This window comes from Longimonas sp. (genome assembly GCF_040409695.1).
In the GTDB taxonomy this organism is placed as follows: domain Bacteria; phylum Bacteroidota; class Rhodothermia; order Rhodothermales; family Salinibacteraceae; genus Longimonas.
In genome coordinates this window covers 1-12,311 of record NZ_JARWGJ010000067.1, presented here as the reverse complement: position 1 = coordinate 12,311, position 12,311 = coordinate 1, and the positions used below count along the sequence as shown (strand labels likewise).

Here is a 12,311-nt window from a genome sequence, read left to right as displayed (position 1 = left end):
GCAGAAGAGCGCGCTGAGGAAGGGGTCTTTCTGGCATTTCAGTACCCGGTCGAGCTTCCGGGCGTAAGCATGACGAACTTCCTTCGTGAAGCCGTGAACTCGGTGCGTGAGGCGCGTGGCGAAGACGAGCTAAGTGCGGCGGACTTCTTGAAGCTGGTGCGTGAGCGCTCGAAGCTGGTTGACCTTGATCCCAGCCTGGTGAAGCGCTCGGTGAACCAGGGCTTCTCGGGCGGCGAGAAAAAGCGCAATGAGATCTTCCAGCTCGCTATGCTGGAGCCCACACTCGCGGTGCTTGACGAGACCGATTCGGGGCTCGACATCGACGCGCTCCGGACGGTGTCGGATGGCGTGAACAAGCTGCGGGCTGATGACCGCGCGTTCCTGCTTATCACGCACTACCAGCGCCTGCTTGACTATATTGAGCCGGATCATGTGCACGTGATGGTCGACGGACGTATCGCTGAGTCTGGCGACAAGGATCTCGCCATCCATCTTGAAGAGGAAGGATACGAACGCTTCCAGCGCGAGCCCGCCGCCGCTTAATGGATGCTGCTGACACCTACCTGGTGGCGTATGCTACCAGGTAGGGTCTCTGTATCGCCACCCGTTACACCAGCATTCCCCAACTGATTATGTCTACGACTACCCTTGATACCAGCGCCCAGCCGATCGACCGCTTCGTGTCGGCTTTCCAGGTCAACCACGGCCAGGCGCTTAACGGCACCAATGCGTCCATCGCCAAGCACCGCACGGCCGCCATCGAGCGCTTTAAAGAGCTCGGCGTGCCTACGCGCAAGCAAGAAGCCTGGAAGTACACCGACATTGCTTCGGTGCTCAGCCGCCCTTACACGCTTCCACTGGGAGCCGGCGAGGCTACGGTTTCGGCTGCGGATCTGGACCCGTACCTCATCGACGACCTCGATGCGCATGTGCTCGTGCTCGTAAACGGGCGCCCCGATCTGTCGCTCTCGCAGCTGGATAACCTGCCTGATGCAGTCACGGTAGGAGCGCTGAAAGATGCCGGCGATCATCCGGCCTTTGAAGCACACTACGGCGCTTACGCCGATACCGAAGAGGAGGCGCTTACGGCACTCAACACAGCTTTCGTACAGGATGGCGCGTTCATCCACGTGCCTGAAGGCGTTACTGTAGAGCAGCCCATTCTGCTGCTACACGTAAACGCGGCGCAGGAAGATCTCTTCATGCAGCCGCGCCATCTGTTTGTGATAGAAGAGGATGCGAAAGCCCATGTCATCGGTCGGCAGGTTAGCCTCACCGATGCACGTACGTTCACCAACACGGTGATGGAGATGTACGTCGGCGAGCGTGGCTTCCTCGACCACTACCTGATCCAGGAAGAGGGCGAAGACGCCTCGCAGGTTCTGAGTCGTTTCGGCTACCACGAAGATAACAGCATCCTGTCGACCGATACCTTTACCTTTAGCGGTGAGGTGGTGCGTAACAACATGACGCTGACCCCCGACGGGGCCCACTGCGAAACCAACCTCTACGGGCTTGTTATCGGGTACGGCGACATGCACGTCGATAACAACACGCTGGTCGACCACGTGCATGCCGACTGCGTGAGCAACGAGCTGTACAAGCACATCCTGAACGACCGCTCCACGGCGGTCTTCAACGGAAAAGTGTTTGTGCACCGCGACTCGCAGCGGATCGACGCCTACCAGTCGAACGACAGCCTGGTGCTGAGCGATGAGGCCGACATCTATACGAAGCCCGAGCTGGAGATCTATGCCGACGATGTCGTCTGTAGCCATGGCGCTACGGCCGGACAGCTCGATGAAGAGGGGCTCTTTTACTTGCGCTCACGCGGTCTCGACCAGAAGCGCGCCCGCATCCTCATGATGCAGGCCTTCGCACAGAAGGTGATCGACGTTGTCGATATTGCACCGCTGAAGGCGCTCATCGAAGACCGTGTGCAAGAACGTTTGCGCACGTTTGCGTCGTAAGACGCGCACCGTACGCCTGGCATCTGTGGGTCGCTTACGCGGCCCACAATGCTTTTCTCTTAACCGACTTCTGCTTTTGCTATGCCTGTTTCTGCGCCTACACGGTTCGACATATCTGCTATGCGTGATGCATTTCCCGCACTACATCAGACGGCGTACGATGAGCCGCTGGTCTATCTCGACAATGCGGCAACCACGCAGAAGCCGAAGGCGGTGCTTGATCGCTTAGAACGATACTACGCCCGCGAAAATAGCAACGTGCACCGCGGGGTACACAAGCTGAGTCAGGAGGCGACCGATGCGTTCGAAGACGCGCGTTCTGCTGTGGCTCGCCTCATCAACGCGCCATCATCCGACCAGGTGATCTTTACGCGGGGATGCACCGATTCGTTAAACGTCATCGCTCACACGTTTGCACGGCCACGCCTCGGCCCCGACGATACGGTGGTCGTAACGCACATGGAGCATCACTCCAACATTGTGCCTTGGCAGATGGCCTGCGAGGCTACCGGCGCAACGCTCAAGGTGTGGCCCATTCACGACGACGGCACGCTTGACATGGAGGCCGGCATGCGCCTCATCGAAGAAGAGCCGTTCTTGCTGGCTATCGGACACGTGTCGAACGCGTTGGGTACGATCCATCCGGTTAAGTCCATTATCGAAACAGCCCACCGCCACGGCGTGCCCGTCGTGGTCGACGGGGCTCAGTCGATGGCGCACCTGCCGGTCGACGTGCAGGCGCTGGATGCTGACTTCTATGTGTTCTCTGGGCATAAGATGTTTGGACCCACAGGTATTGGGGTGCTCTACGGGAAGTACGACCTGCTGGATAGCCTGCCGCCGTACCAGGGTGGGGGCGACATGATCGACGAGGTCTCCTTCGATGGCACGACGTATGCCGATCTGCCCCACCGATTGGAGGCCGGCACGCCCCACATTGCGGGTGTGATTGGCCTGGGCGCAGCAGCGGAGTTCATCGAGCAGCTCGACCATGAAGCGGTGCAGGCTCACGAAGACGATGTGCTACAGTACGCCCACGAGCAGCTCTCCGAGATTGACGGACTCCGCCTGATAGGCACTGCGCCGCACAAGACGAGCGTATGCTCGTTTGTGTTCGACGATATCCATCCCTACGATGCAGGCACGATCCTCGACCGCCTGGGGATTGCCGTGCGTACGGGGCACCACTGCACCCAGCCTCTCATGGAACGGCTTGACCTGCCCGGGACGATTCGGGCCTCCTTCGCGTTGTATAATACCCGCGAAGACGTAGATCGCCTCGTTCAAGGACTGGGCCGCGTGCAGACGATGTTTGGATGAGCCGGCGACTGCGGGATGCGCTGCGGATCGCCTCCGGTCAGTGGCCCGTTTATGTGCGTTGTCCACTCTACTGCGCGTTCCCGAAGCGGAACCCTGATAAGCTCTCTCTACGCTAAAGAAAAGTTGCCCATGGCAGACAACGGTACAAACACAATTGAAGAACGTGCCCAGGCGGTTGTTGACGACTTTACGCTCTTTGACGACTGGATGGGCCGGTACGAGTATATCATCGATATCGGCAAAAACCTGCCACCGATGGATGATGCACACAAGAACGATGATACCCGCATTCATGGCTGTCAGTCCAAAGTGTGGATTCGTACCGTGCTTAACGCCAATCAGATGCATCTTGAAGGCGACAGCGATGCCATGATCACAAAGGGCCTCGCAGGACTGCTCATCCGCGTACTTGACGGACAGCCGCCGGAGGCCATTCGAGATACTGACCTGGGATTTATCGACGAGATCGGGATGCGTGAGCACCTTTCGTCAACCCGCAACAATGGACTGCATGCCATGATTGAGCAGATCCGCAACCGAGCTGATCAGCATGTCAGAAAGACGAATCCCGCTGCCGACGCCTAATGGTACATTGCACTGCATGCCGTCGCACCACATACCGCGCCCAACCTGCGTCATACAACCTACCTCGTTATGTCTGAATCCGAAGCTGCCGATCCACGTCTCGACGAAAACCGCGAGCTGGAGCGCCCCGAAACCATTCCTGCTCACATGCAGGAGCCCCCTGAGACACACACGGAGCTATACAATCGCATCGTGGAGTCGCTCTCTGAGATCTACGACCCCGAGATTCCGGTCAATATCTTTGATCTGGGGCTCATCTACAACGTCGACATCCACGACGACAAGCATGTTGACGTACTCATGACGCTGACTGCCCCCAACTGCCCGGCTGCAGGTATTCTGCCAGGGCAGGCTGAAGACGCAGTGCGTTTTACCGATGGCGTAGAGAGCGTCTACTTGGAGCTCACGTTCCACCCACCGTTCACCCCGCAGATGATGTCTGAAGAAGCACAGCTGGAACTGGGGTTCATGTAGCCGGAGGGCTGCACGCAGTCAGCTTCACGCAGCCTCGTTAACGTTGCACGAACCGCGACGGACTTCACGCACTGTACTCACAACACCGCACGCAACGCCGTGAAATACGCATCTACCATTGCGATGGCATCGAGCCTGCTCGCCGACGGGCGGGTTGATGATGTCGTGCACATGGTGGAGCCCCTGGTGGATGCAAGCGAACGCGGCGAGACAGACGGCGCGTTGCACATATCCGGACAGTCGTCTGGGGCCGTGCGTCTGCATGCACTCTGGGCACAACTGCTCTGCACCGCACGATTTGCCCCTGCTGAGGCACGTCAGCACCTGCCAACCCCAGATGCAGACCTTCAAGAGCATCCGCCCCGTGTACGGGCAGAGGTGGCGCTCTGGCAAGGCTGGACCGATGTACTCCAGGGCGACACCAAAGATATTCTTGCGCGCGGACTCGCACGCCTTGATCGGGCCGATCGGCTGTTCGAAGCCCTCGCTCACCGTCCCGGACGCTCCTGGGTGCGCTTGGGGCAGGCACAGGCCTACTTTGCGCTCGACGAGTACCACCTCATGCACCACATGCTCGACGAGGCGCACGAACTGGGGCAGCACCGCACTGACCGGGTGGCCAGGCTATGGCTGCACGACATGTATGCCCCCGCGCTCCGTTTCCAGGGGCGCTACGACGATGCAGAGGTGCACGCAGCACGCTTAAAGAAAACAGCCCATCGTATAGGACGCTCCCGGTGGGTCGGGCATGCGCAGGCACAGGAGGCAGCGCTGGCCTACGACAAGGGGGCTCCGCCCGACGTTGTGATTGACCGGGCAACCACAGCAGAAACACGCTTGCAGGGCGCAACCGACTGCCGCCCCTATCCGCTGCTTGCTGCATATCATGCACACATCGGGGCACTTCTGCGCGTGGGGCGATGGGACGAGGCGGACGCGTGCATTGGCGATGCGCTCTCGGCGATGCGCGGGTACGCACTCGGAGAAGCGCACCTGCACTCGCTGCGCGTTCGCCTCTCGCTGCGTCAGGGCGCTATCGAGCAGGCACGCACGCAGCTCGATGAGGTCATAGAACGTGCCGAACGTCTTCCGCACGGGCTGCACCGTTCGCATCTCGCGCTCCTACGGGCTAACGTAGCTCACCGCACCGGGCAGGCCGACGCAGCATACACCTGGATACGCCGCGCCTACAAAAACGCACGCGAAACGGGGCACCGAGGCAATCAGGTGCAGGCGCTGCTTACGGAAGCACGTGTTGCAGCGAGTAGGGGGCTCTTCGAAAAAGCTGAGCAAGCGCTTAAAAAAGCAGATACTTACGCGGCATACCGAAGCGTTCTTCCATTCGCTGCAATGTGGGGTGAGAGCGAAGCTGCTCTGGCTGTTGCATACGCTACGCATCCCCAAGACGCCCCCAGAGACGAGCAGGCGGCCCGATATGCGGTAGAGCAGTATGCACAGGCGCACACGTCGTACCGGCTGCACGGCGACCGCGTGTCTGCATCCGAGATGGCGTTGCAGGCCGCGGAGCAGGCTCCAGAAGGGCACCGGCCCGACACGCTGCGTCCTATGTTGGAAGAAGCAAAGCAAACGTTTGAAGCGCTCGGCTGCGATGAACAGCGCATCCGCACCCACGCTGTGCTGCAGGAATGGCCTGAATACGATTCCAGCGATCTCTCGCACTGGAGCGTTACACTCTGCACGGCATGGGCCGAGGCGCCGCCCGAACAGCGAAGCGTAACCGCTGTGTGCGAGGCCCTGCTGGGGGCCCATCCTGATGTCGATGGAATTCGGATCACGCATCGCCTGCGACAGGCCCGGGCATCCTGCGTCGTAACCGACATGGGTACGATGGAAGGCCATATTACTACGCTCCACTATCCGGCGCCCTCGAATGCCCGGCTTGTGGTATCCTACGCTTCCAGCGCGCCCTTACCCGCCGTAAAAGAGACACTGCAGCCTTATCTGCCAGTGCTTCTCATGGCCCTCGACCGCGCATCGAAGACGCCCGCTGCTGTGCTCGACCTGCCCCACGACAGCCGCTTCCCTGATGGATTCGTTGCGGAAAGCGCTTCGATGAAAACGCTAAAGCGCCATATCGAGCGGATCGGGTCGAGCCACAGTCCGGTGCTGGTCACCGGGGCGCCTGGTACGGGCAAGACGCTTGTAGCACGAGCCGTACACGCACTGAGCGAGCGGCGCGACGCTCCGCTCATGGTTGTGGAGCGAATCGACGTGCAGCAGCGAGACTGGGCCGCCCACCTGTTCGGGCGCCTTGAAGACGGAACGTACGTGCCTGGAGTGCTCGACAAGGCAGAGGGAGGATCGGTCTTGCTCAAGGCGGTGCACCGGCTCCCGCACGCGGTTCACGAACAGCTGCTACGTATGCTCAACACAGGGTGTGTCTTTCCAGTCGGAAGCGACCGCTGCCGTTCGGTCGACGTGCGGCTGCTGGCGACTGCGCCCAGCGATGAGACGCTCCCATCTACAGATGGAATGCCTGATGCGCTGGCACACCGGCTTGGGATCATTACCCTGCAGGTTCCTTCTTTGGAGCAACGGCGCGAAGACATCCCGGTGCTCGTGCAACACGTACTCGACGAGCTTCGCACGCCCCGCACCCCCCTTGCAACCATTACGCAGGAAGCACTCGACGCGCTGCTGGCATACGAATGGCCCGGTAACGTGCGTCAGCTTCGCAATGAGGTGGAACGCGCCTTTCAGAGCGTGCGAAGCGAACCGGCTCCACAGGTTACATTGGATGCCTTCGCTGCGCCCATCCGCGAGGCCACTCGCCCGCACGCGGACACGCCGCACCCGTACGACACGCTTTTGAACGACGACTCGCTCGCGCTGAGCGAGATTCTGGCGCGCACCGAACGCGCAGCGATTGAACACGTGCTGCGCGCTCATGACGGCCATATCTCTGCATCCGCAGAGGCACTCGGGATATCGCGGCAAGGCCTGTACAAAAAGATGAAGCGCCTGAACGTAGACGCCGACTCGGCTATTGCCTCCTCATGACGAAATCCCTGCTTAACGATCTATTCCTGAAGTTCCCTACGCGCTTATGATACGCCTGGACCACGCCTCTATTATGACCTCGGACCTCAACGAGGCCGTCGACTTCTACGTTGACGTGCTCGGGCTTACGCTGCGCGTTGTCGAGGATGATCCTATCCGTGAGGGACGCCGACGCGCGATGCTCACCGACGACGAAGAACGCGACATCCTCGAGATTATGGAGGTGACTGATATGGAGCATCCAACTGTGCCGGGGCGCGGTGGTATTCACCACCTCGGGTTCGCGCTGCCTACAGACGCGTGGCACGCGCTGCGCAGTCGCCTCGATGCAGAGTCGTATCCGTATCAGGAGATGCAGGATTGCCTCTTCATCCGCGACGCAGACGGCCTGGTGCTCGAAATCGAGTCGCGCTGAGATAACGCTGCGATGCGTTGCGATAGCGCTGCGATACCCAACGCAAGTACTACCAAGGCCGCCCTGTTTCATATAGGAAAGCGATAGGCGTGGAGACGGCTAAACGCATACAACGTCTCTCTGCATTCCTTTATACGTCTACGCTCAGCTACGTTCAAACACAGCGTGTCGCATAGAAACAGTCTGATAAAGAAGCATCCTCATACAAAGGTTAACCGGCTCAAACGTAGAGAAGGGATAGCCTGCAATTCCACAAGGTTCCTACAGGGCTTCTACCAGGACCCTGTTCGGGAAGAGCTGTGACGCTACGGCGACTCCGATGCTTGCTCAGAAGCACGATCTCTGGAAGACCCCTCTCTGGAAGACCCCTCTTCGGAAGGCCCCTCTGTGGTGCCGGTTTGATGCGGATTGTGCCGTTGGTGCTGCACATCATCATCGCTGTGAGAGGAGGTGCCTGCCCTATCTGGTCCACTCGCGTCTTCTTTGGTATGGGACTTGGTACGAGACGATTGCCCACGCTTGGCGTCGATCCGTGATGGGATCTCGCTTATGCGGCGCGCAAGCGGTCCTTTCTCACGCTCACTGTAAGAAGGCATCCGGCCCAACAGAAACCCAAATGGTTTAAGCGGCTCCACTTCATCGCAAACAACCTTAAGAATGGCTCCAAGCGGAATAAACAGGATCATCCCCGCCAATCCCCATATCTGTGCTCCTGAAAACAGTAAAAAGAGGGTTATGAGCGCATTCATGCTCACCTGGCTCCCGACAATAGTTGGCGTAAACAGGTTGCTTTCGAATAGCTGAATGATGTAGAACCCGCCCAGGATGAGAATCGGGTAGATGAGCGAGTCCATGGTAAGCAGCGCGTAGAGGATGGGCAAGAACGAGCCCAGGATAGGCCCCAAAAAGGGAATGACGTTCAAGATGGCTGCAAAGACGGCGAAAAACACAGCGTGCTCAACGCCAATAGCCAGGAGCAAAATAGAATTGAGCACCGCCAGAATGGCAATGACGATTAGCATCCCCGTAATGTAGTGTTGCACAACGCTTTTTACCTTGCCAAGAACGGCAGAAACCTGCCTGGTGCGGGCATGGTCACCGCGTCCGAAGACTTGCAAGAGGAAGGTTCTTAAAAAAGACCGCGATATCAGAAAGAAGAAAATGAATACAGGCACGAGAAATGCAGCGGTGATAGTGCCTGCTGCACCCGCCAGTCCACGGGCTAAGTCGGCGGCGTTGTCGCTTATATATTCGGCAACAGTATTTCCGATGGTGCCGAGATCAATTAAGTCCTCCACGCCCAGCCAAGTCGCCAGCAAGGGCTCAACGCCGGCGAGCACCTCCTCAGACCGTTCTCGGATACGGTCGGCATCCTCAACGAAGGAGGCAAGCTGCGTGTAGAAGAAAAAGCCGATGCCTACGAGTGCCATAGTTGCCACGAGCATCGCAAGCAGCGAAGAGACAATGCGTGGCACCCCATAGCGCTCCATCCAGCTGCTTACGGGAGCGAGCAGAATGGCAAGAAAGCCTGCGAAAAGCAGCGGGATGAGCGCTGACTTCGCCACGATCATAGCGTAGATCGTGAGCACACCACCTGCCAGGGCGATGGTGTATTTGGCATACCAGGGATAAGGAGCAGACATGGGGCAGGAGCGTCATGAATAATGAAAATGAAAAGCCTCCTTTGCCTGTAAACCAGTCAGGGTAGATGCAGGTTGCCTTGCATCTACCCTGACCTGCGTATTCCGAATACGGGTTTATCTTGATACGGGCTGTCCTGTAGTACAGCTAATATAGCAACGGTGGCGGTTCAATGGTAAGTGATTATCATATGGCCGACATCTTTGGGGTCAGACAACCCCCTCTGTCTATCGACACCTCCCCCTTGGAAAAGGGGGAGAAACCCGACACGAGCCCGGAGGGCGACTGATGGAGCGAAGCGGAATAAGGGAGAGGGGGTTCGAACAAGACAAACCTAACATTCTACGACATTCTTATCACTTAGCGTCTACCCACTACCATAGCAACAAAGCTGTGCCCTGTGTTAATGCTCTATGTCAGGGAGTCGGAAATGCAGGGACATCGCCTTCGGTGTCGTCCTCAGGGGTCGGGCTGGGCATGCCTTGAGGCGGGGCGCCGCCCTCTTCGCGTACGCGCTCTTCTTCTTCGCGTGCAAGCGTGATAGCCCGGTCGGCGCGCTCATAGTAAGGCGATCCTTCCCCGACGATGCGCTTTACCTCCTCAAATTCAGCCACGGCCTCATCCACGCGACCGATGTACAACTGCATAATACCTTTATTGAAGCGCGCCTGGAAGTGGTCCGGATCTTCTTCGAGGACGCGGTTGATCTCGTCGACGCCGCGCATTGGCGATTGGGTCTGTAGCAGAGCCGTAGCCATGTCTGTGCGAACGTCGAGGTTGTCGGGCTCCTGGTCGAGTACTGCTTCGTACGCTTCAACCACATGAGGAGCTACCTGCGGGATGGCCTCGCCCGCCCCTTGCTGGCCAAGCTGCTCCATCCAGCTGTAGAGCAGATCGCCAGTGCGTCGCCAGGCGTCGGGGCTGTCTACCGATTCAGCAAGCCGTTTTTGCTCCTGCGCGGCGCGGCCCAGCTCTCCGCTTCCGATATACAGGTTGATAATCTCCTGATGCAGGCTCTGTGCCATGATGCCGTCTTCGGACTCCATCTCGGCGCGGAGTTCTTCGATTTCGGCCGTTAGCTCCTCTGAGGGCTCGTCGCTGTAACGTCCGACCAGCGCGTCGACCGATACGTTCGCGACATTTGCAGGGCCGCCTTCGTTCGACTCCATGCCGATGTTATCTCCGGCATTGCGCTCGGCTGCGGTACGGGCCAGCGGGTCGCCGCCCCGTTCGCTCAGGAGCGTGCCGACAAAAAGCAGGGCGATGACCGCCACGGCTCCACCCACAAGCCATCCCAACTTACGATTGACAGCCGACTCGTCTAAACCACCGTCTTCATCGGACTCAGGGGCGGGGGCGTCGGCATCAGAAGGCGACTGTGCAGCAGCGCCTTTGGGCAGCTCGGCAGCCACCGGACGGGTGCCTTCTTGGGCTGGCCTATCGGTGCTATCATCTGGGCTACCAGTGGAAGCATCCTCGCCTTTTTGGTGACGTGGAGCGCCGCACTCGCTACAGAACTTGTCGGTAGGGCCAAAGGCGCTGCCGCACTCGGTGCAGTACGAAACCCCATTTTCTGAGGCTAACGGTTCATCCGTAGAGGGATCGTCGTCGTTGCCGGGCGATGATGCGTCAGAGGCATCACTTAGCGCATATCCACAGAGGTCACAGACGCCTGCGTCAACAGGGATGCGTGCGCCGCATGAAGGGCAGGGGATTTCAGAAGCCATCGGTACACAGCCAGATCGATACAAAGAGACAAAGAGACAAAACGACTCCGGAGAGTACGACTCTGGAGTCGTTTTGCCTACATGCAGAGAAACGAGTCCTGCAAGTCCTTGATTCCGAATGTTGTGCAAATCCGAAGGGGCATCAGGGCAGGCGTAGCCGAGGGGTCAGAACTGCATGGATATGCCAATCGACGGGACGATCATGTTGGTTGTAGAGCGACGGATATCCGGATTGTCGGGGTCGTAGCCTTCGCTCACATACAAATACTCAGCTTCGCGTCCAAGTACATACTGAAAGCCGATGTTCAGGTAGATGCCTCGGAAAGGAGTTTCTGCATTTGGCGGAGCGTGAAGCAATCGGATGTCGGCGCCCGCGCCGGCGCCTCCACTTAGCGTGAAGTCATCGAAGTTGCGCGAACTGGCGATTTCTTCGCGTTCGCGCCGCTCATCCTGTACCCTGGTGTCCGTGAAGAGGTACTTGAATCCAAAGAGCCCCTCAAGATACGGGCGAACCACCCCTTCGTCAGGCTGCATCCGAAATACGAGGTGAGGCTGCACAATGCTGCTTGTCGTAACAACATCGACCCGAACGGCACCGCCAACGGTTTCGCTAAATGGTACGTTGCGGGTGCTACGTCCGAATGTGAAAAACGAAAAGTCAAGACCAATCCCAAAAGGGGTGCCTGCAAATTCAGCGCCGATGTACGCGTTGATCCCGTAACCGAGGTTCTCCACGTTCTGGTTAAACGCACCAGTAGGAACGCCCAGTGCAAACCCTATGCTGCCTTGCGCTGTCACCGGCGATTCGGTGGCATCCTGCGACTGGGCGTGCACGGAGACCGTAGCAGTGAGCGCTAAAACGCATAAAACAAGTGCAAGGGATGCGAAACGTTGTATCATGTTGAGATATTGAGATATAAAGCGTGAAAAAACGCGAATACAAAGGGGTTTCCTGAGAATGCTACTCTACGTTACAACGATTAAAAGGTGGTGGACAAACGCTAAATCATAGGATGATCGAGCACCGCAATTTTGTCTTGTTCGAACCCCCTCTCCCTTATTTCGCTTCGCTCCATCAGTCGCCCTCCGGGCTCGTGTCGGGTTTCTCCCCCTTAGCCAAGGGGGAGATGTCCACAGGATCACGCCTGCGGCGAAGCT

Annotated in this window: 10 protein-coding genes; 7 read left to right on the top strand and 3 right to left on the bottom strand. The window is 58.5% G+C overall.

The window, feature by feature from the left end; genetic code table 11:
- From sufC to PPP56_RS04175, 7 genes are all read left to right on the top strand, one after another.
- The coding region (gene sufC, locus PPP56_RS04205; protein ID WP_353562785.1) for a Fe-S cluster assembly ATPase SufC at positions 1-543 on the top strand (543 nt) is incomplete at its 5' end.
- Between the two features lie 89 nt (positions 544-632).
- Positions 633-1,970, top strand: coding sequence for a Fe-S cluster assembly protein SufD (sufD, locus tag PPP56_RS04200; RefSeq protein WP_353562784.1), 1,338 nt, complete (start codon positions 633-635; stop codon positions 1,968-1,970).
- 120 nt (positions 1,971-2,090) lie between these two features.
- A complete protein-coding gene (locus tag PPP56_RS04195) occupies positions 2,091-3,290 on the top strand; it encodes a cysteine desulfurase (protein WP_353562783.1) in 1,200 nt (399 codons plus the stop codon).
- A 129-nt stretch (positions 3,291-3,419) separates the two neighbouring features.
- Positions 3,420-3,875, top strand: coding sequence for a SufE family protein (locus PPP56_RS04190; protein WP_353562782.1), 456 nt, complete (start codon positions 3,420-3,422; stop codon positions 3,873-3,875).
- A 69-nt stretch (positions 3,876-3,944) separates the two neighbouring features.
- Positions 3,945-4,349, top strand: a complete 405-nt coding sequence (locus PPP56_RS04185; protein ID WP_353562781.1) for a DUF59 domain-containing protein — start codon at positions 3,945-3,947, stop codon at positions 4,347-4,349.
- Between the two features lie 99 nt (positions 4,350-4,448).
- Positions 4,449-7,370 carry a sigma 54-interacting transcriptional regulator gene (locus tag PPP56_RS04180; RefSeq protein WP_353562780.1) on the top strand — a complete coding sequence of 974 codons (2,922 nt, stop codon included), beginning with the start codon at positions 4,449-4,451 and terminating at the stop codon, positions 7,368-7,370.
- Between the two features lie 46 nt (positions 7,371-7,416).
- Positions 7,417-7,785, top strand: coding sequence for a VOC family protein (locus tag PPP56_RS04175; RefSeq protein WP_353562779.1), 369 nt, complete (start codon positions 7,417-7,419; stop codon positions 7,783-7,785).
- 305 nt (positions 7,786-8,090) lie between these two features.
- Here PPP56_RS04175 and PPP56_RS04170 read toward each other — a convergent pair whose 3' ends face one another.
- The 3 genes from PPP56_RS04170 to PPP56_RS04160 all read right to left on the bottom strand — a co-directional run bounded on the left by PPP56_RS04170 (position 8,091) and on the right by PPP56_RS04160 (position 11,987).
- A complete protein-coding gene (locus PPP56_RS04170) occupies positions 8,091-9,428 on the bottom strand; it encodes an AI-2E family transporter (protein ID WP_353562778.1) in 1,338 nt (445 codons plus the stop codon).
- Between the two features lie 414 nt (positions 9,429-9,842).
- A complete protein-coding gene (locus PPP56_RS04165; protein ID WP_353562777.1) occupies positions 9,843-11,153 on the bottom strand; it encodes a tetratricopeptide repeat protein in 1,311 nt (436 codons plus the stop codon).
- A 165-nt stretch (positions 11,154-11,318) separates the two neighbouring features.
- A complete protein-coding gene (locus PPP56_RS04160; protein WP_353562776.1) occupies positions 11,319-11,987 on the bottom strand; it encodes a hypothetical protein in 669 nt (222 codons plus the stop codon).
- Positions 11,988-12,311: the final 324 nt, after the last annotated feature.

Bases quoted from the DNA above. Each gene is read 5' to 3' on its own strand.
- sufD (WP_353562784.1), top strand. From the start codon at position 633: ATGTCTACGACTACCCTTGATACCAGCGCCCAGCCGATCGACCGCTTC.
- PPP56_RS04195 (WP_353562783.1), top strand. From the start codon at position 2,091: ATGCGTGATGCATTTCCCGCACTACATCAGACGGCGTACGATGAGCCG.
- PPP56_RS04190 (WP_353562782.1), top strand. From the start codon at position 3,420: ATGGCAGACAACGGTACAAACACAATTGAAGAACGTGCCCAGGCGGTT.
- PPP56_RS04185 (WP_353562781.1), top strand. From the start codon at position 3,945: ATGTCTGAATCCGAAGCTGCCGATCCACGTCTCGACGAAAACCGCGAG.
- PPP56_RS04175 (WP_353562779.1), top strand. From the start codon at position 7,417: ATGATACGCCTGGACCACGCCTCTATTATGACCTCGGACCTCAACGAG.
- PPP56_RS04170 (WP_353562778.1), bottom strand. From the start codon at position 9,428: ATGTCTGCTCCTTATCCCTGGTATGCCAAATACACCATCGCCCTGGCA.
- PPP56_RS04165 (WP_353562777.1), bottom strand. From the start codon at position 11,153: ATGGCTTCTGAAATCCCCTGCCCTTCATGCGGCGCACGCATCCCTGTT.